Below are 18,917 nucleotides of genomic sequence, written 5' to 3' on the forward strand. Positions count from 1 at the left end.
TCGTGTTGTCCATTTCTTTTACAGCAGCCAATCGGTTTTTTTCATATAGCTCACAGAAGCTGCAATAAGTATTGCTGCCAGCACGACACTTATAATAATCGGTGGTGCTACAACGATATCCGCTTGTAGATCCGCTGCGGCCTCCGGCAGAATGCCTGGCGTCCATGACGTTAGTTCTCCAAACATGGAAGCTGACAGATTTAGTAAAAGCAGTGTAATAAGAGCTCCTGCTGCCGCTACACTCGTACGTTTGCTCACTGTACTCCAGACAAGTGCTGTCGTAACGACAAATAGCAGCCACACCCAATAGACAAATATCGAAAAAAGAATCTCTCCGGCCGGCAGCGGTTCAAATAAAATGCCAATGTAATATATTGCCGCAGCGCTGCCCAGCGCATAGCTTATTGTCGTTATGCCTAATGCTGACACCCACTTTGAGAACCAATAGGCGTAATAGTTCGTTGGTTTGCTTAGTATAAGTATGGTTTCCCCGCTCCTGCGCTCGCTGCTTATACTTCCCATAAATGCAAGAACGAGAATAAATGTGCCAACCTGGGTGAACTGCCCGAGTGTTTCCCCGTAGACCTGTCCGGCTGTTGGTGTTGGAATCGCGATAAGCGTATTTTCCGGCAGGCCGCCAAACTGTTCAAGAATATCCTCCATATAAAAACTAGAGACCGGCTGCAACATCGCCAGCCCAATGAAAAACACGGGAAGCCATAACCAGCGGTAGCTGCGGAACGTTTCCAGCAGCTCCTTTCTTAATAGGACGTTAAACATGTTCCATCACCTCACGAAATAATGTATCTAACGACTGGCTGCCGGCAGTTAAACTTCGGACCGTTATTTGATTTTCTATAAGACTCTCCATTACTTTTGCCTGCATGGCGCTTTCTGCTGAAGGTCCTTCTATTTCTGCTTTTGTTTCGTTGACATAAATCGTCCACTCCGGATAACGCTTCCGCAGATGTTCGCCCCAGTCATCCAGAGGCACGTCCGTATGAACGGTAAATGTTCGATTCGACGACCCGCTCATGAGCTTATCGAGCCGTTCAAAGGCTGCTATCTCCCCTTTGTTCATCATAAGAATGTCATCGGCAATCTGCTCTGCATCGTGTAAAATATGGGTGGAGTATAAGATAGTGGTTGTTTTCTTCAGTTCAGCAAGCAGCAGAACAATGTCTTTTCTACCCTGCGGATCAAGTGCTGACATTGGCTCATCCAACAGCAAAAGCCTAGGGCGGTGAATAATGGCCTGGGCAATACCAAGTCTTTGTTTCATGCCCCCGGAAAATTCCGAAATCCGCTGCTCAGCACTTTCCTGGAGACCCGTCTGTACAAGCACCGTCTCCGCCCGCTTTACCGCTTCTTTACGCGGTAACCCGCCAAGCTCCCCTGCCATCGTTACATATTCGCAGGCGTTCATCCAGCCATGAAAGGTGGGGTGCTGGGGCAGAAAGCCGATTTCCGTGCGCGCATCCCGGCCCGTATCGTGCATCACAATCCGCCCGGCATCCGGCTTCATGATCGCAGCAAGCATATGAAGCGTGGTCGTTTTCCCTGCCCCGTTCATACCGAGAAGCGCCGTGATCTTATGAGACCGAAGACTAAAAGTAATACGCTTGATGATTTCTGTGCCTGCCATAGCTTTTGATAGGTTTTCCACACTAATCATGGGATGACACTCCTTTTGAACGGCCGAAGAGGAAATAAATAATCGGGCCGAATGTACTTACGAAAATAATCACAAATGCCCATATCCACTTTTGCCCGCTCTCCTGCGGGCCGCGGTAAAGATCAATAAGGGCTGTCCCCTTTAATAACAGATCTATGACTAGAATCGGCAGCAGCAGATAAAACAAATCAGTCGTCATGAGTAAGCCTCCTCTCTCTGTAGGGAATGATATATTTAATGTAAATAATGTAGACGACAAGCGGGGTCGGCACATTAAGCATGCCCCAGATTCCCCAGAACCAGCGCAGACGGCCGTTTCTGCGGCTGTGAATAAACAGAAATGTACTTTGTGCAAACAAAAAGAAAAATATCAGGATGTACAGCCATATAGGAATCTCCTGGAGTTCATTCATGCTGCAGCCTCCTCTCCACAATTAAAAATCCAATCCCCAGTATCGTCGCAGCTGCTTGAAAAACAATGAACACCAGAGGCTCACTTGCGATGAACAGAATAATACCGGTAATGAATATAAGAGCGATAATGAAAAAAATGTACAGTTCTTTTTTTTGTTTTTGGCGGGTCTGCTTCACCTGCGTAACCATTTCATTTAACGTTGGTTTGTCACCCGGGCTGGATTCTTCCATTACCGACAAAGATTGTTTTAATCGTTCCTTCACTTCATTGTCCTTCATTGGAAAGCTCCTCTCTCAGACATTTAAGAGCAATATTAAGCCGTGATTTCACGGTCCCGATCGGAACCTTGCAGATGGCAGCGATGTCTTCGTAGCTGTATCCGTAGTAATGTTTTAAAATAACAGGAACACGGTGTATTTCTTTCAATTTCTCCAAAGCTGAGGTGACAATCAGCCAATCATCAGAGGAGTGGTGACGGAGCTCCCATTCGAGTTGATGCTGATTGGTGAATTTTTTTGCTCTTTTCTCTTTTCTTTTCTCATCGGTCCATAGGTTCGTTCCGATTTGTATCAGCCAGGTTGATACTTTTGCTTTCTTTGGATTGTATTGTTTAAAACGTTCAATTGCTCTAATCATCGTCTCCTGCGTCATGTCTTCAGCCACTGCCGGATGCATGGTCAGCTTCAGAAGGTAGTGATAGACGAAATCATACTGTTCAAGCAGAACCGCAGCCAGCGCTTCATCGTCTCCTTTTTTTGCGCGCTTTATTCGTTCCTCTGTTTCATCCATTACGTCACCCCTTCCGCTGCTTTTCATTAATAGTACGATGAACGTGTGCATTTTGTTCATTTTTATTTTATTATCATTTTCAGCGCTTATTTTAAACAACCGAAAACACCGCTGTTGAAGCTGAGCAAATAAGAAAGGAGAGCAAATGCTTTCACCAGCATTTGCTCTCCTTTTTGCTTTTACTTTTAAAAATATAGTGGAGAAAACAATTATTTCTTTCAGTATGTATATGGAGCTGTCTACTCGCTGTCTTTTTCACTAGTTGGATAAAGAATAGACATTAAAAAGAAGATTACATATAAAATTAAGGCAATTTGCGAAAGAAATATACCAGTAAAACCACCCAATCCTGGAATGATAAAACCAATTAAGATGAAACCCAATGATAGTATTCCTGCTATAAGGGTCAATAAAAAATATGTTTTACTCATGTTTGAAGCATTTTTAATAAAGAAAACAACGCCTGAAATAAGGAAAGAAATTACTATAGCATAAACATAAAAAGACAAGTTTTAACACCTCTTTACTAAGGTCTTCGTTTTCTTCTTATAAAAAGACTATGCAGAGTAATTTTTAAATCCTTTTAAAGCGTTAATTATTCCAATCACCACTCCTGAAACTGCTCCACGAACAGCACTTTGAATAATAGTGCTGGTTGTAACTCCACCTCCAATAGTTGCGTGATATATAATGCCAACCAATAGAAAAATAACCACGCTAATAACAGTCCATTTTAAGATATTTTTTAAATAATTCATGTCTGCTTGCTCCTAAATTTTTGTCCTGATCGTACTATTTTAATTAACTTTTGCCTCTTAATTATTATGAATTGTTCTTTCAACCAACGCCTGCTTATAAAGTAATTCATCTATAACTACTCTAAAAATTCCAACCGATTCCCGAAGAGATCGTCTATGTAAAATCGTTTAGCTCCTTTTTATGGTTCATCTTCCATTACGAGTATATTTTTTTCTGTATTTATTCTTTTAAATCTTCCAGATTCTCCACTTCAATAGCAGCGTGGGCTATTTCGCAGCTATAAATTCATTTTTAATGCCAATTTGCAGTTGATGCTTTCAGCATTGAAACCAAACATCGTCTCTCTTTGCCAGGTTTTCAGGCTTCGTTATCTCTTCCATACCAAGAATTTATGTAAAGAATTCTTTGGCTTCTGTTTCTGCAGCTTTTGGCGCCGCTAATTCTATATGGTCCAATCCCTTAAACTGGTACATTTTATTCTCTCCTTCTTTCTTAAGTTCTTTGAGAGCGAAAAAAATTTCATGCCTGCATTAATCGACTAATTATACTTTTTTAGTGAGATTTCTTATGAATAAATATACTTAGTTCTTACTTTACCAAGACAGATAATCAATTTAAAGAAAAAAAGAAATTTATTCCATTTAATGAATATAAATGTTATCTGTCTAAAACTCTCAAGTTACTACATGATTCTGGCAAAAGATTAAGCCCTGAAACGTGCAGTTAAAGGCCGTGATGTCTTATAATAAACACTCAAAGGAGGAAGATGTATGACTGTAACTATTAAAGCATTTTTGCAGGCGGAACCTGGAAAAGAAGAAGCCCTAAGAAAAGAGCTTAAAAAAGCAATCGCTCCATCGCAGGCAGAAGCAGGCTGCCTGGAGTATGTATTATATGAATCAGAAGCGCAGGACGGAGTGTTTATCTTTTCGGAAAAGTGGAAAGATGAAGAAGCCGTTCAGCAGCATATTCAGAGTGAGCATTACCAGGCCTACCGTGAAAACACAGAGGGTCTCGTCGTTTCACGCGAAGTGTATAAAGTAAAACCGGCAGAATAAATAAAATAACGAGCTGATAAAAAGATAGAAACAGGACCAGGCAGAAGCTTTCGGCAGGCCATGTCTCAGCTAAAGAGAAGAAGAACACTCTCTTTATCTTCACCGATGGCTGTTCTGCCTGAGTCACCGCCTGGTCTTTTTTAATCTTGCAACAATCTTTATTTTCTACAGACAGAATCCATTAGGGTAACGTAAAAACCTCGTATTCCTTTCAACAGGAATACGAGGTTTTTTAATAAACTTTAAAATAAAATTCACAAAATAGGTTTTGGGACAGTCCCCTTTTTCTATTATTGAGGTTTTGCTTTTTTCGCATGGGCCGCGGCTTTTACCTCTTCCGGTGTTGTTCGATTATCTTCCGCTTCTTTCTTCGTCGCTTCATCCCCGCACACGACGTGGTCTACTTTATTCTTAAACGCTTCGTACCCCTGCCGGGCGACTAATTCTTTATCGTTTTTGTTCCGCTCGTCGCCAAAGTACGTAGAATCCATGCCGGCGTTATGGTGAAAGTCTGTATTGGTGGCGCCGGGAAGCATCGCCGTTACATTGACCCCTGTTTCTTTTAATTCTTCTCTAAGAGCTTCCGCAAACATAAACCCAAATGCTTTAGAGGGTCCGTATACTGTTTCGTACGGAGTCGGCAGCGTCGCCGATACAGAAGACACGAGCAGTATATTTCCTTCTTTATTTGGAACCATATCCTGCACGACGCGTTTTGCCATATGCACCGTTCCTCTAATATTAATATCGATTAACTTTAACTCTTTTTCTAAATCATTTTCCAGGAAGGAACCGCCCTTACTAACACCAACATTCAACACAGCTGCATCCAGCTTTTTATTTTTGTTTTTTACAAACTGCCAGAATGCTTCTACTCCTTCATAGGTAGAGGCATCGGCTTGGAGAGGATACGCTTGCACTCCATAGCTTTTGATCGTCGTTTCTGCTTCAAAAATACGCTCACTGGAGCCTGAAATCGCTATATCATACCCATCCTGCGCGAATAATTTGGCTAGTTCCAGCCCCAGTCCTGAGGAAGCCCCCGTAATCATAACAAATGGTCGTTCGTCAGCCATGCTATTTACTCCTTTTGTATTTAAATTAGTAACATGTGAAAAAGCACAGCCGAATTCTATTAGCTGTGCTTCTTTCATAAAAGATCGTGTGCAGCTTCTATTATTGGTTAAGGCTTTTCATCTGCTCTGCTGGATAACGCTCTCCGGCAAAGGCACCACGGGGGGCTATTTTATCAATTTGTTCGAGCTCCTGCTTCGACACATTCACCTTAAGCGCTCCGAGGTTGCTGTCCACGTATTTGCGGCGCTTGGTTCCCGGGATAGGCACAATATCGTCTCCCCGGGCAAGAAGCCAGGCTAAAGCAAGCTGAGATGGTTCGCAGCCTTTTTCTTCTGCCATCGCTTCTATTTTTTTCACCAGATCAATATTTTTCTGGAAGTTTTCGCCCTGAAAGCGGGGATTGTAACGGCGGAAATCGTCTTCTTCCAGGTCATCGAACGTTTTGATCTGCCCGGTTAAGAACCCGCGGCCAAGCGGACTATATGGAACGAATCCAATGCCAAGCTCCCGGCATAATGGAAGAATTTCCTCTTCCACGTCCCGGCTCCAGAGCGAATATTCCGTCTGCAGGGCAGTAATGGTATGCTCCTGATGCGCTTTTTTGATCGTTTTCGGGGAAGCTTCAGACAATCCTAAATAACGGACTTTGCCTTCTTTGACAAGTTCGGCCATGGCTCCCACCGTCTCTTCAATCGGCACTTCCGGGTCCACGCGATGCTGGTAGTATAAATCAATATGGTCGATTCCAAGGCGCTTTAAGCTGTCCTCACATGATTGCTTCACATAGTCCGGATGCCCGTTCACTCCTTGAAAAGAACCGTCCTCTCCCCGAACGTTGCCGAACTTTGTGGCTAGAACCACGTCATCGCGGCGGTCTTTAATTGCCCGGCCGATCAGCTTTTCATTGTGACCGACGCCGTACATATCGGCTGTATCCAGAAACGTTACTCCCTGATCAAGTGCGTATTGTATTGTTTGAATGGATTCCTCATCATTTCCTGTACCGTAAAATTCAGACATGCCCATGCATCCGAGCCCCAGCGGTGATACTTCAAGTTCTGATGTTCCCAGCTTTCTTTTTTGCATGTTTGTCATCCTTTCTTTTTACGTACTTTTGATTCTCTAATAATATTTCGTAATCGTTGTACATAAATAAGCATTCCTTTTCTTCTTTTTTTTAAACCTTTCTAACAGAAAGATCCGTTCCGCAAAATAAAAAGGATTATATTTTAGTGGATAATAATGGAATATGAAGTTATACTTGCTTCTGTAAAAAATCATAACCAACCGAGAGACATTCAGGAGGACACAATGGACAACAGAAAATTCAACACATTTGCAGACAATATGGTAGAACAGCACAAGATTCCCGGTACGATGATTGCCATACAAAAAGACGGTGTCGATACTTTCAAGAAAGGATTCGGCTACCGCGATGTTGACCAAAAACGTGAAGTATCCAGCCAGACAGTTTTCGGAATAGGAAGTATTACAAAATCAATGACCTGTGCCGCCATTCTGCAATTACAGGAAGCCGGAAAACTCTCCGTTCATGATTCAGTTCTCGCCTATCTGCCGGAGTTCCAAACGCCCGATCCCACGAGGACTAAGCAAATGACCATCCATCATTTCATGACCCACTCTTCCGGTATCCCTCCCCTGCCAACTTTATTTTATGCGAACAAAAAAAGCATTGAAGCCGAAGGTTCCATGGAGCAGTATGAGGCGATGGGAATCAAATGGGATGAGGAGAAGGGCTCCATTGAAACAAATGAAGATCTGATCGCTTTTCTTGCTGCACAGGATTACCGTCTTCTTGGAGAGCCAGGCCAGTATATGAGTTACTCCAACGATGCCTATGCCCTTCTTGGTATTATTATTGAACGGGTGAGCGGTCAGACTTACGCTGACTATTTGATCGAGCATTTATTTAAACCACTGGGAATGAAGAATACATTCTTTTCCCCCGATACCCTTAAAAACAAAAACGAGGTGACCCTTTTATATACTCCTGAAATGCACGGGGATAAAGTAGAAATGGCTGCTTCCTCCCTGTGGTGGGATGCTCCGCCTATGTATGCTTCCGGCTACGTTAAATCAACAGCGGAGGACATGCTTCACTACGGTGACCTTTTTTCCAATCATCATCCACAGATTCTGTCAGAGAAAAGCATTCATTCTATGATGTTTCCTCATATTCAAATGCAGCCCGGCGTTTACTACGGCTATGGATGGATGGTGTCTCCCGACTATTTTGGCACCACTCTTATTGAACACAGCGGCGGAATAAAAGGAGCGTCTGCCTCTTTTGCAATTCTGCCTGATAAAAATATTAAGGGAGTCTGCTTAACCAATGTTGCTGGAGCACCAGCCAATCCTATGCTGATGGGCGGGTTAAATATGGTAAGCGAAAGAGAAGCGGAGGAACATTACCTTTCGTACGAGGACTATGAACCGAGTAAGACAGAGCGTCAGTCCATGCTCGGAATATATTCAAGTCAGGAAGGAATCAAGGTGGAAATTAAAGAAGGGGATGACCAGCTTATTGTTGCTTTATCTGGAGCAGAAATCCCGGCACGATCTGTCGGTCCCTTCCAGCTGACTATTCCTTTTCAGAGTCAGGTTATTTCTATCGAGGGAATACGTACCGATCACGAGATTGACCGCATTCATTTTGCCGGACGTCAGTTAACAAGAGATGAATAACATAAAAAAGGAGAGAAAACGCTGAATAAAGCGTCTTCTCTCCTTTTTGTATTGCTTTTATTTTTCTTCTTGTTTGTGCAGTTCCAGTTCAAGGTGAATTTTTACGTCTTCTCCGACAAGAACGCCGCCTGTTTCGACTGTTGCATTCCATGTCAGGCCAAATTCTTTCCGATTAATAACTGCCTCACCGCTTACTCCTGCTACGATATTTCCACTCATCGGATCTTTGCTCTGCCCTTCAAATGTAGTATCAATGGTAATCTCTTTGGTCGTTCCTCTGATCGTAAGATCTCCCGTTACATCATATTGACTGTCCTTTGTTTTCGTAATCGATTTCGCTTTAAACGTAATGTTAGGATGATTGTCTGCGTCAAAGAAGTCTGCGGAGCGCAGATGGCCGTCCCGATTTTCTTCACGTGTGTTTATGCTGGCAACCTTGATTGTTATTTCTGCCTCGGAGTTTGTTAATTCGTCTTCATCTAATGTGAGCGCTGCATCAAATTCTTCAAATGTGCCTTTTACTCTGGATATCATCATATGCTTTACCGAAAAACCAATTTCACTGTGCGCAGGATCAATGGACCATACTGTTTTTGTCATTCATAATTCCTCCTGTAATGTTATTTAAACGATATACGATACAATCATATATCGGCGGAACCTATGTTATGTTAAATAAAAGTTGAGCCCCTCCGCTCTTCATTGGGAAACCGTATAGATAAAGTAAACAAATGAAGAGGCGAAGCTGTCCATTTTACTGAGTTCTTTTCCGTAAAAATATACCATTTTCAATATGTATTATCCTTACCCCAAAACGATCACTTTAAAAAGCTGTGCTTTCTCACCGAGCATTCACTTCAGGCTTTCTTCCCTGCCCTTTTTCTTCCCATAATAAGAATCACGGCGGCATAGACCGCGCCGAATACTACCCCATTAATGAAGGCCTGCGGAATATCCGCGAAAAGGGGCTGTTCTCCGAATGCATTTATGACAATCCGAAAGGCCATGGCAGCCAGGGAACCAACAATCGTATATAGAATAAACAAGCCTATGTATTTCATGTCTTTCCTCCTATCACCTTTCTTTACCATAAAATAATGTTTCGTTTTGTTTCTGTCCTGCTTTCTTCTTTCCCCTCATTTTGAAATAAATAACAATAATTAAACCATCTAATTTCAATAAATTTTATATAAATTGAAAGCAACCTTATTGACTTTCCCGTCTATTTTAGGTAGTTTATTTAATGTTGACTAAATCGATAGGTTTTTATAAAGGAGGGATTGGCTTGAAGCAGTTATTAAAAAAATATTTCGAAACATCCTTAATTAAAAAAATCACCGTCGCTCTTATAGCCGGTATTGCAGTTGGACTTATATTTGGGGAAAATGCCTCTGTGCTTGCGCCTTTCGGCGATCTGCTGATGCGCCTCCTGCAGTTTATTATTATTCCACTTATTCTATTTACGCTTATTGTCGGGGTAAACCAGACTACAATTGAAGGACTCGGACGTATGGGCGGAAAAGTATTTCTGTATTACGTAGTTACCTCTGCGATAGCGATTATCGTAGGAACGTCAGTGGCCAGCCTGTTTAATCCCGGTACAGGTCTGACGCTCGACGGCAGTGAAAGTTTTGATTCGCCTGACAGCCCGGGATTAACGGAAGTGGTTTTAAATATTGTACCGGATAACATTGCCGTTGCTTTCACGGAAATGAATTTGCTCGGCATCATTTTTACCGCCATCGTTTTTGGTATCGCCATTTCCTATCTGCGCTCTTCCCCCTCTAACAGGGATATAGGAGATAAGCTTTACCGCGGAGCGGAAGCGTTAAATGAAATGACTATTACCGTCATGAAAGGCATTCTTCAGTACATTCCATTTGGAATTTTCGCCATTATTGCCGGTATTGTCGGCACGCAGGGCGTCAGTACGCTTCTGTCTCTCGGCAACTTTATCCTTGTGCTGTATGTTGCGCTCGCCGTGCAGCTAGTCCTGTATATCGGACTCCTGCTTGCAACGAAAACAAAACTCGGGTCATTTTTCCGGGAAGCCCGCACGCCGATGCTTACGGCTTTTGTCACCCAGAGCAGTACAGGAACCGTTCCGATTACGCTCAATGCAGCAAAAAAGCTCGGCATCAGACAGAGCCTGTACGGCTTTAGCATTCCGCTCGGCTCTACGATTAACATGGACGGCGCAGCGATACGTGTGGCAGTATCTGCCGTGTTCGCCGCTAACGTCATCGGTGAACCACTCGGCTTTGTCGCCATCCTGCAGATCGTACTGATTGGTACACTTGCTACCATCGGAACAGCTGGAGTCCCAGGCGCCGGTATCATTATGATCGCTACCGTCTTTGCTCAGCTCGGCCTTCCGATGGAAGCGGTCGCCCTGCTTGCAGCGGTAGACGTACTGATCGGAATGGGAGCCACAGCCTTGAACGTGACCGGTGATCTGGTGGGAACAAAGGTCATTGATAAAACAGAGAAAAACAAAACAGAAGCAGAGGCATAAACAAAACGAGCAGACAGGCCGAAAAGCCCATCTGCTCGTTTTTTACTGCTCTTTTTGCTGCTGCTGCACAGCTTCTTTTAATTCCTGATAGCCCAGCTTCATATTCAAATAGTCATCAATCAGCTGCGTCGTGCGGTCGAGCTCTTCTTTATCTTCATTCGTCAACTCATAGCCAATTTCCTGAGCCAGCTCTCGATGGGCATCCGCCAGAACATTTTCCGGAAACCCTTCCAGGTTCTGCTTCATAATCGTCAAATCAATCACCCGGGTTAACTTATAATCAAGCATAAAAAACCTCCTCACGGTCTAAGATATAGTGCGCTTAGGTTTATTATTCCCGGTTTGTGTTTGTTTAAGCCAATTTATTGAAGTGCGATTTATTACTACTAGATTTAGTTATAAACTGAACAATAATTCACTTCCAACATTGTTCTACCGGTTTAATCTAAATGAGGTTTAACTTGCGTTAACATTTTCGATTTATTAGATAAAAAAGATTCATTTTACTAATGCATCACTAAGGCATATTATGAGATTATCAAAAAATGCTTGAAGGGAGTTAAAAAAATGGAAGAAATAAGAGTGTATCATGTCGATGCTTTTACAAGAGAGAAATTTGGAGGCAATACAGCAGGAATCGTATTAGACGCAGAAAAATTATCGGAAATTGAAATGCAAAGCATCGCAAAAGAATTAAATTTACCGGAGTCTGTATTTTTACTGCCTTCAAATAAAGAGGAAATCGATTATAAAGTAAAATACTTTACACCTGTTGAAGAAATCAACTTCTGCGGCCATGCAACTGTTGGGTTAACCTGGCTTTTAGCGACTGAATTTGGTCTATCAGAGAAAAAAGAAGGGATTGTGTTAGAAACGAATATAGGTAAAGTACCTGTTATGTGGCATAAGGAAAATGATAATTTAATTGATGTGGAAATGACACAAGTTACTCCAAAAACACAAGATTTCAAAATTGACTTGGAAGAGCTTAGTCGATTGATTGGAGTTAAAACTGAAAGCATCGACCCAGCCTATCCAATTAAACTGGCGAATACTGGAAACTGGCATTTACTTGTTCCTATGAAAAATCAAATGGATATTGACAATGCTACTCCAGACTTAGTGGCCTTAGGAAAGTGTAATAAAGAACATAATATCAGCACGACACACCTTTATACTTTTAATAATTTGAAAGAATGTGATTTATATACCAGAGATTTCGCACCAGGGATTGGCATACCTGAGGATCCCGTAACGGGAGCAGCAAATGGCGCATTAGCTGGTTTCCTCTATTTAGAAGGTGTTCTACCTCAAAGTGAGACGACACACCTTAAGATCGCTCAAGGAGACGCGATAGGAAAAGCTGGAAGACTTTATGTGACTGTCATTCCGAATCAGTCAGAACCAGTTATCAAAGTAGCAGGAGCAGCAACTATAACTATTCGAGGTATCTTAACTTTATAAACATATCCGCTTGAATTAGAGGATATCTTATTCAAGCTGATTCTGATTAAAATGGGTTTTTACGATTTCTATATTCTTCTTAATGGAAGGATAGGATTGCTTGTAAGATTTTATTGTTATTATCTATTTCAAAAATAACACCAGGAAGTACTTTAATTTTTTTAAAAGCCTCTTTATTAAAACATGACAACCTGCTTTTAGCATAATTACTTAAGACAAGCTTCAACATACATTATTCTAAAATTTTAATTTTATAAAAACGCACACAGCCCTTCGGCCGCATGCGCTTTATTAATTACTATTAAACTAAATTCCCCTGCTTTTCTTCTTCCTGTTCCAGGTTCAGTGCTTTTGCTGTAGATTCGTGCAGCTCGTCCACTAGTTCGGGGTGATCGGACAACTGTTTGCCGTAGGATGGGATCATTTCTTTGATCTTCGGCTCCCAGCGGCTCGCTTTGTCCGGAAAGCATTTCTGCATTACTTCGAGCATGACGGCGACTGCCGTGGACGCTCCCGGCGATGCGCCGAGAAGGGCGGACACGGAACCGTCGGCGGAGCTTACCACTTCGGTACCGAACTGCAGGGTGCCCTTGCCATCAGCTGTGTCTTTGATTACCTGCACGCGCTGACCTGCAACGAGAAGCTCCCAGTCTTCGCTTTTCGCTTCCGGTACGAAGTCACGAAGTTCTTCCATCCGCTGCTCTTTATTGAGTCTCAGTTGATTAATCAGGTACTTCGTAAGCGGCATGTTTTTCATGCCGGCCGCAGACATCGTGATCAAATTGTTGGCGCGGACAGATGTAAACAGATCCATATTCGATCCTGTCTTCAGGAATTTTGGAGAAAAACCTGCGAATGGACCGAAGAAGAGCGATTCTTCTTTATCAATCAATCTCGTATCCAGGTGGGGGACAGACATTGGCGGTGCCCCAACCGGCGCCTTACCGTACACTTTCGCACGGTGCTGTTCGACGATTTCCGGCTTCTTGCACACCATAAACATGCCGCTCACCGGGAATCCGCCGATGCCTCTGCTTTCCGGTATTCCGGTTTTCTGCAGAAGATGAAGGCTTCCGCCCCCTCCGCCGATAAATACGAACTTCGCCTGGTGATACTCTGTTTTACCGGTCTCCAGATTCTGTATCTTCAGCTTCCATCCGCCGCCGCTTACGCGCTTAATGTCTTCCACCTGATGCCTGAACTTCATATTAACGTCCTGACTCTCCAGATGGTTGAACAGCTTTCGCGTTAAGGCGCCGAAGTTCACGTCAGTGCCGGCATCGATTTTTGTTGCAGCGATCGGTTCGTTGAGCGAACGTCCTTTCATCATCAGCGGAATCCATTTTTTCAGCGTTTCTGGATCCTTCGTGTATTCCATTCCTTGGAATAATGGATTCTTTGACAACGCATCCAGTCTCTTCTGCAGGAATTCCATATTATCCTCGCCCTGCACAAAGCTCATATGCGGCACCGGCATAATAAAGTCCCTCGGATTCTGTATTTTTCCGCTGGTGACAAGGTAGGACCAGAACTGTTTGGAGAGCTGGTATTCTTCATTGACCTTAACGGCTTTGCTGATGTCAATCGAGCCATCCGGCTTTTGATCCGTGTAGTTAAGCTCACAGAGCGAAGAATGGCCCGTGCCTGCGTTGTTCCATTCATTGGAACTCTCTTCGCCTGCTCCGCTCAGCCTTTCAAACATTGTGATGTTCCATTCCGGCGCTACTTCTTTTAAAAGCGAGCCGAGGGTGGCGCTCATAATGCCTGCACCAATTAAAATGACGTCTGTAGAAGTATGTTCTTTACTCATGTTATCGCCTCTATACCTTAATTTTATTTGAGAGGATGTAAGCGTTTTACTTTTTGATATTAAACAGCGTCTACTGTACATCCGCTTCATATACACACAGTTACCTTATTATATTGTATCACCATAGAATGAAGATGAGAATACCAGGTCGTGTTTTAATACAGGAATTATTTAACTTATTGTTATAGTATACAATAATCGTTCTCCAATTTCTATGTTAATTTCTTCACGTTCATTCTGCCGCTTTCACTAATATGGTACGATGATTAAAATACACTTAAGGAGAAAGTATGGACCCATTAATCGTCGAACATCATACATTTACCAGAGAAACTATTGGCTCCATGCCCATACAGGCATTAAGCAATCAGCCTGTTATATATATTCTGTACGGAGGTGATAAGCCCACGGCTTATATCGGTCAGTCCGTACAGGCGGAACGTCGTCTGAAGAACCACCTTACCAACCGGAAACGCAGCGGTCTCAGCTCGCTGCTCCTATTCGGCCATGAGAGATTTAATCAGTCGGCTACATATAACATTGAATCCAATCTTATTAATTACTTTATCGCAGACAACCAATACATGCTGCAGAACGTCAGCCAGCGTGAAACAAGAAAGATGCATCAGTACTATCAGAAAAGCTATTACAATGACACCGTTTTTCAGGAAATCTGGGAAAAGCTGCGCAGCCTGAATATTGTTTCCGAATCCCTAACGTATCTAGAAAACAAGGATTTGTTTAAGCTTTCTCCTTTTAAGGAGCTTTCTCCGGAGCAGGTTGATGTAAAAGAAAAAATGCTCGCCTACTGCAGAGAAAATATCCGCGGCTCGGAGCATCGCGTGTTCATTATTCAGGGAGATGCCGGTACCGGTAAAAGCGTGCTGCTGAGCTCTCTGTTTAATACGATTCAGGATGAAGCCGGCGACCAGGGCTCCACGCTTTATAAAACGAAAAACTACCTGCTCGTCAATCATGCGGAAATGCTGAAAACCTATAAAAATATGGCAGAAAGCCTGCCTAATTTAAAGAAAAATAATTTTGACAAGCCGACATCGTTTATTAATAGAATGACAAAACAGGACAAGATGGCTGATATTACGCTGGTAGACGAAGCACACCTTCTTCTCACAAAAGAAGATTCCTACAATAATTTCAACGCTCCCAATCATCTGCAGGAAATTATGAAGCGCAGCAAAATCACTATCATTATATTCGATCCAAAACAGGTATTGAAAATAAAAAGCTACTGGAACGAAAAGCTGATGCGTGAGATCAGCAGGCAGTATAAAACCAAAACGCTGCCGCTTACTTCCCAGCTGCGGATGAACGCAGATCAATCCATTGTGAACTGGATCAATGCTTTTCTTGATAAACGGGTATCTGCTTTTCCTCGGCACCGGCTGGACGACTATGAATTTCAGCTGTTTGACGATCCGGACGCCTTCCGCCGGGCGATCGAAGAAAAGAATGATCAGCACGGTCTGTCCCGGATCGTATCGACATTCGATTACCTGCATAAAAAGGACGGCGGCACCTACTATGTCGACGAAAACGGCCTGAACATGCCGTGGAACCAAACCGATAATAAAAAAACATGGGCCGAGAGCCCTCAGACAATCAAAGAAGTAGGTTCTATTTATACGGTTCAGGGCTTTGATTTAAATTATGCCGGTGTCGTCATCGGTCCTTCGATAAGCTATGACGAAGAAACAGACAGGCTGGTTGTGGACACAACTAAATACCAGGACAAAGGCGCATTCGCTTCCCGGAAAGACTACACGGAAGCCGAAAATGAACAGATGAAAGAAGAAATTATCCTGAATTCACTTAATATGTTAATGAAGCGGGGCATCCACGGCCTGTTTTTGTACGCGGTCGACCCGAAGCTGAAAAAGAAACTGCAGGCAGTAAGCAAAGGAGCAAAAGATGAGCGATATTAATCATTTAATAGAAGAAATTAATCAGTTCCGTGACAAAAGAGACTGGCGTCAGTATCACAATCCAAAAGATCTCGCGATTTCCCTATCGATAGAAGCCGCTGAGCTGCTGGAGGATTTCCAATGGAAAACGAGCGCCCAGGCGCTGGAAGCAAACGGTGAGAATATCCAGGAAGAAATCGCCGACGTGCTCATATACGCATTGATGCTGTGCTCGGATCTGGATCTGGATGTAAAAGACATTATCGAGCGTAAACTGGCTAAAAACGCCGTTAAATATCCGGCGGACTAAACTGTAGAATACGAAAAGAAAGCCGCCTGGCACTCAGGCGGCTTTTTACATGCAGACATATAGTGTGTATTACAGAACAACCGGCTTTATTTTAGCGCTTGCTCCACACGTCGAACTAAATCAATCGGAATCTGGCCTGGAGCAGAGCTGCTGCTTCCCACGGCAAACGTGAGAACCGATCCATACTGCCAGCCGGCAAGACGGGTAATCCCTCCGAGCGGCCCCATAGCCATCGTAATAATTGGCATCTCCAGAGAGCTGGTGATTTCTTCGGTCACATCCAGCAGCTGCAGAACATCGGTGTTATTCTGCGGCATGACGGCAAGTTTGCCGTAGTCCGGCTTCTGCTCCGCCATTTCCTTAAGCATTCGGATCATCTCTTCACGGGAAGGCGTCTCCTGGAAGTTATGATAGGATAAAATGCATTTGATCCCATGTTTCCGGCAGGCGTTCTGCACGCCGGTCACCCGCTCCCTGTTATTGCTCCATTCGTAATCCAGGGCGCTTACACTGCCGGAGGCGGCTATCTGCTGAAGCACCTCCACCTTCGCTTCCTCATCGATGTCGATCGTTTCCCCGCCCTCATGCACGGAGCGGATCGTAAATATAATCGGAAGCTTTCCGGCCCGTTTTCTTATCGAATCGGCAGCTTTCAATAAGCGGCCTGTGTCAGCCAGTGTCTCTAAATGATCAGCCCGCCATTCCAGAACGTCGGGCTCTTTTGGCAGAATAATATCGAGCTCCCGGTCCAGTTCTTCCGCCGTTTTTCCTACGAGGGCGGTACACACGGTAGAAGTATATTTATGTAGATCCAGGCTTTGCGCTTTTGTAGTCATGACGGATGTACCTCCTGCTTTTGCTTTGCTGCTTTTTATAGGCAAGCTGCGTTTCTCTACACCCTAGTTTATCGGAAACAATCCGCTGCTGTAACTACTTTCTTTAAATATTTATAGGTCAGGGTAAAAATACATGAGATAATAAGTTTTATTCGAGGAGAAGGAGGAGACTATGAGGCCAATCATCATTACGTTATATTCCAGTTTAATAGTAATCTATACCGTCTCCCGCTTCTGGGACAATCTATTCTTCTCCTATGCTGTAGGCATTTTGGCTGTACTGTCACTCGCGGCTGCCTCTTTTTACGCTTCCGGCCTGTATAAAAAATCAGGGCTCGCCTTTCTTATTCTGGCGTCTATACTGTTCGTCTATAACGGAACCGCCTGGAGCTCATTCTTTTTATACTTTGATTCTATGATCGGTATATTATCTTTATTTTTCGTGCTGCCTTTTTTAAATTCCATTATTCGCGCCGGCCAGTATGATACGAGCCTGCGCCGGCTTCTGCAGAACGGGGTTCATGACCTGCATACGCTGTATACGCGCAGCTTTCTAATTTCCCACTTTCTGGGTCTGTTTTTAAACATAGCTACGGTCTCTCTGGTCCACCGGACGTTAAAGCCGTCTCTATCCGGAATGAAAACAAAAATGGCCGATATTTTTTATACACGGAGCATTCTGCGCGGCTACGCCCTTTGTCTCGTGTGGAGCCCGATTGAAATTATGGTGATAATTTCCCTTGATTTAACAGGATACAGCTATATTAACGTGGTCCCATTTTTAATTCCGCTCGTTCTGCTGATGTTTTTTTCCGATTGGATCTTTTCACGCAGACAATATAAGGACCTGCCGCTCGTTATGGAAAACAGCGGCAGCATCCCCTTAAAAAAAATCTTAAGAAAAACAGCCCAGATGATGGGCATGCTTTGTGTGCTCGTCCTGACTGCCACTCTTTTTGAATACTTATTTGAGAAAGGATTTTTGTTTTCCGTTGTTATATCCATCGTACCGATTGCTTTTATTTGGGCGCTATTAATCAACAGGCGCCGGCGGTATTTGAATATCGCGGTTCCCGTATTTAAGGAACGCACCTTTTTTCTTTCCAATTACTTTTTTATGTTCTTGAGCGCCGGTTTTTTTGTGGAAATGCTGTCAGCGTCTCCTTTTATTGCTTATCTGGAAGCAGTCTTTCTGACAAACACCGAGCATGAGCTTCTGCTGTTTGGGTTGATTGGCCTCTATTTTATTCTGGCATCCTTCAGCGGGTTTCATCCACTTGTGTCCATTGCCCTGCTTGGGGAAGTACTCTCTCCAGTGCTGGCTGATATTTCTTCTATTTCCCTGGCGCTTGTGTTAATTACGTCCAGTCTCGCGACAGCTATTTACAGTCCTTATAATTTATCTGTATCGCTTTTGGCCGGGCAGATGAACCTCGTTCCTTTTCAGCTGAGCTTTTGGAATCTCCCATTTTCATTGTACTTTATTGGATCAAGTATACTGATTGCTTATGGACTCACCTTTATTCTTTGATTTGTTGACTAATGGATAATAAAAACAGCACTTTGTTTAGAAGGTGTTTC

General features: G+C 43.3%; 22 protein-coding genes. 7 read left to right on the forward strand and 15 right to left on the reverse strand.

The window, feature by feature from the left end; translation table 11 throughout:
* Nucleotides 1–18 precede the first annotated feature (18 nt).
* The 8 genes from ATL39_RS04125 to ATL39_RS04160 all read right to left on the reverse strand — a co-directional run bounded on the left by ATL39_RS04125 (nucleotide 19) and on the right by ATL39_RS04160 (nucleotide 3,637).
* Nucleotides 19–780 (reverse strand): ABC transporter permease, encoded by a 762-nt coding sequence (locus ATL39_RS04125; protein ID WP_120192040.1) that lies wholly within the window; start codon nucleotides 778–780, stop codon nucleotides 19–21.
* Complete coding sequence (locus tag ATL39_RS04130; protein ID WP_120192041.1) at nucleotides 773–1,675, reverse strand: ABC transporter ATP-binding protein; 903 nt, start codon at nucleotides 1,673–1,675, stop codon at nucleotides 773–775. Before ATL39_RS04130 ends, ATL39_RS04125 begins: the two co-directional genes overlap by 8 nt.
* Nucleotides 1,668–1,874, reverse strand: a complete 207-nt coding sequence (locus tag ATL39_RS04135; protein ID WP_120192042.1) for a PLD nuclease N-terminal domain-containing protein — start codon at nucleotides 1,872–1,874, stop codon at nucleotides 1,668–1,670. Before ATL39_RS04135 ends, ATL39_RS04130 begins: the two co-directional genes overlap by 8 nt.
* Nucleotides 1,864–2,088, reverse strand: coding sequence for a hypothetical protein (locus ATL39_RS04140; RefSeq protein ID WP_120192043.1), 225 nt, complete (start codon nucleotides 2,086–2,088; stop codon nucleotides 1,864–1,866). Before ATL39_RS04140 ends, ATL39_RS04135 begins: the two co-directional genes overlap by 11 nt.
* Complete coding sequence (locus ATL39_RS04145) at nucleotides 2,081–2,368, reverse strand: DUF5345 family protein (protein WP_120192044.1); 288 nt, start codon at nucleotides 2,366–2,368, stop codon at nucleotides 2,081–2,083. Before ATL39_RS04145 ends, ATL39_RS04140 begins: the two co-directional genes overlap by 8 nt.
* Nucleotides 2,355–2,879 carry a sigma-70 family RNA polymerase sigma factor gene (locus tag ATL39_RS04150; RefSeq protein WP_120192628.1) on the reverse strand — a complete coding sequence of 175 codons (525 nt, stop codon included), beginning with the start codon at nucleotides 2,877–2,879 and terminating at the stop codon, nucleotides 2,355–2,357. The genes ATL39_RS04145 and ATL39_RS04150 overlap by 14 nt, the downstream gene beginning before the upstream one ends.
* A gap of 239 nt (nucleotides 2,880–3,118) precedes the next feature.
* The gene (locus ATL39_RS04155; protein WP_120192045.1) at nucleotides 3,119–3,388 is read right to left on the reverse strand and encodes a hypothetical protein; all 270 of its coding nucleotides are present in this window, start codon (nucleotides 3,386–3,388) and stop codon (nucleotides 3,119–3,121) included.
* Nucleotides 3,389–3,436: 48 nt separating this feature from the next.
* Nucleotides 3,437–3,637 carry a hypothetical protein gene (locus tag ATL39_RS04160; RefSeq protein WP_120192046.1) on the reverse strand — a complete coding sequence of 67 codons (201 nt, stop codon included), beginning with the start codon at nucleotides 3,635–3,637 and terminating at the stop codon, nucleotides 3,437–3,439.
* A gap of 771 nt (nucleotides 3,638–4,408) precedes the next feature.
* Between ATL39_RS04160 and ATL39_RS04170 the strand changes: the two genes are divergently transcribed.
* Nucleotides 4,409–4,696 (forward strand): putative quinol monooxygenase, encoded by a 288-nt coding sequence (locus ATL39_RS04170; RefSeq protein WP_120192047.1) that lies wholly within the window; start codon nucleotides 4,409–4,411, stop codon nucleotides 4,694–4,696.
* 290 nt (nucleotides 4,697–4,986) lie between these two features.
* Here the strand turns inward: ATL39_RS04170 and ATL39_RS04175 are convergent, their stop codons facing one another.
* Nucleotides 4,987–5,772 (reverse strand): SDR family NAD(P)-dependent oxidoreductase, encoded by a 786-nt coding sequence (locus ATL39_RS04175; RefSeq protein ID WP_211326970.1) that lies wholly within the window; start codon nucleotides 5,770–5,772, stop codon nucleotides 4,987–4,989.
* Between the two features lie 100 nt (nucleotides 5,773–5,872).
* Complete coding sequence (locus ATL39_RS04180) at nucleotides 5,873–6,859, reverse strand: aldo/keto reductase (RefSeq protein ID WP_120192048.1); 987 nt, start codon at nucleotides 6,857–6,859, stop codon at nucleotides 5,873–5,875.
* Between the two features lie 225 nt (nucleotides 6,860–7,084).
* On the opposite strand from ATL39_RS04180, the gene ATL39_RS04185 reads away from it, so the two are divergent.
* Nucleotides 7,085–8,479 (forward strand): serine hydrolase domain-containing protein, encoded by a 1,395-nt coding sequence (locus ATL39_RS04185; protein WP_120192049.1) that lies wholly within the window; start codon nucleotides 7,085–7,087, stop codon nucleotides 8,477–8,479.
* A gap of 57 nt (nucleotides 8,480–8,536) precedes the next feature.
* Here the strand turns inward: ATL39_RS04185 and ATL39_RS04190 are convergent, their stop codons facing one another.
* Both ATL39_RS04190 and ATL39_RS04195 read right to left on the reverse strand, forming a co-directional pair.
* Nucleotides 8,537–9,079 carry a YceI family protein gene (locus tag ATL39_RS04190; protein WP_120192050.1) on the reverse strand — a complete coding sequence of 181 codons (543 nt, stop codon included), beginning with the start codon at nucleotides 9,077–9,079 and terminating at the stop codon, nucleotides 8,537–8,539.
* A gap of 257 nt (nucleotides 9,080–9,336) precedes the next feature.
* The gene (locus tag ATL39_RS04195; protein ID WP_120192051.1) at nucleotides 9,337–9,540 is read right to left on the reverse strand and encodes a hypothetical protein; all 204 of its coding nucleotides are present in this window, start codon (nucleotides 9,538–9,540) and stop codon (nucleotides 9,337–9,339) included.
* Between the two features lie 224 nt (nucleotides 9,541–9,764).
* Between ATL39_RS04195 and ATL39_RS04200 the strand changes: the two genes are divergently transcribed.
* Complete coding sequence (locus ATL39_RS04200) at nucleotides 9,765–10,994, forward strand: dicarboxylate/amino acid:cation symporter (RefSeq protein WP_245960917.1); 1,230 nt, start codon at nucleotides 9,765–9,767, stop codon at nucleotides 10,992–10,994.
* A 42-nt stretch (nucleotides 10,995–11,036) separates the two neighbouring features.
* Here ATL39_RS04200 and ATL39_RS04205 read toward each other — a convergent pair whose 3' ends face one another.
* On the reverse strand, nucleotides 11,037–11,282 hold the full coding sequence (locus tag ATL39_RS04205; RefSeq protein WP_120192053.1) for a hypothetical protein: 246 nt from the start codon (nucleotides 11,280–11,282) through the stop codon (nucleotides 11,037–11,039).
* A 279-nt stretch (nucleotides 11,283–11,561) separates the two neighbouring features.
* On the opposite strand from ATL39_RS04205, the gene ATL39_RS04210 reads away from it, so the two are divergent.
* Nucleotides 11,562–12,458, forward strand: a complete 897-nt coding sequence (locus ATL39_RS04210) for a PhzF family phenazine biosynthesis protein (protein WP_120192054.1) — start codon at nucleotides 11,562–11,564, stop codon at nucleotides 12,456–12,458.
* 301 nt (nucleotides 12,459–12,759) lie between these two features.
* On the opposite strand, the gene mqo is transcribed toward ATL39_RS04210, so the two are convergent.
* Nucleotides 12,760–14,358 carry a malate dehydrogenase (quinone) gene (gene mqo / locus ATL39_RS04215; protein WP_342768755.1) on the reverse strand — a complete coding sequence of 533 codons (1,599 nt, stop codon included), beginning with the start codon at nucleotides 14,356–14,358 and terminating at the stop codon, nucleotides 12,760–12,762.
* 200 nt (nucleotides 14,359–14,558) lie between these two features.
* Here mqo and ATL39_RS04220 point away from each other — a divergent pair, with 200 nt between their 5' ends.
* The gene (locus tag ATL39_RS04220; protein WP_120192055.1) at nucleotides 14,559–16,211 is read left to right on the forward strand and encodes a DUF2075 domain-containing protein; all 1,653 of its coding nucleotides are present in this window, start codon (nucleotides 14,559–14,561) and stop codon (nucleotides 16,209–16,211) included.
* On the forward strand, nucleotides 16,198–16,500 hold the full coding sequence (locus ATL39_RS04225; RefSeq protein WP_120192056.1) for a nucleotide pyrophosphohydrolase: 303 nt from the start codon (nucleotides 16,198–16,200) through the stop codon (nucleotides 16,498–16,500). Before ATL39_RS04220 ends, ATL39_RS04225 begins: the two co-directional genes overlap by 14 nt.
* An 86-nt stretch (nucleotides 16,501–16,586) precedes the next feature.
* Here the strand turns inward: ATL39_RS04225 and aroD are convergent, their stop codons facing one another.
* Complete coding sequence (gene aroD, locus ATL39_RS04230; RefSeq protein ID WP_120192057.1) at nucleotides 16,587–17,336, reverse strand: type I 3-dehydroquinate dehydratase; 750 nt, start codon at nucleotides 17,334–17,336, stop codon at nucleotides 16,587–16,589.
* Nucleotides 17,337–17,508: 172 nt separating this feature from the next.
* On the opposite strand from aroD, the gene ATL39_RS04235 reads away from it, so the two are divergent.
* Nucleotides 17,509–18,867, forward strand: a complete 1,359-nt coding sequence (locus tag ATL39_RS04235) for a hypothetical protein (protein WP_120192058.1) — start codon at nucleotides 17,509–17,511, stop codon at nucleotides 18,865–18,867.
* Nucleotides 18,868–18,917 lie beyond the last annotated feature (50 nt).

The organism is Sinobaca qinghaiensis, assembly GCF_003610495.1.
GTDB classification, from domain to species: Bacteria; Bacillota; Bacilli; order Bacillales; family Marinococcaceae; genus Sinobaca; species Sinobaca qinghaiensis.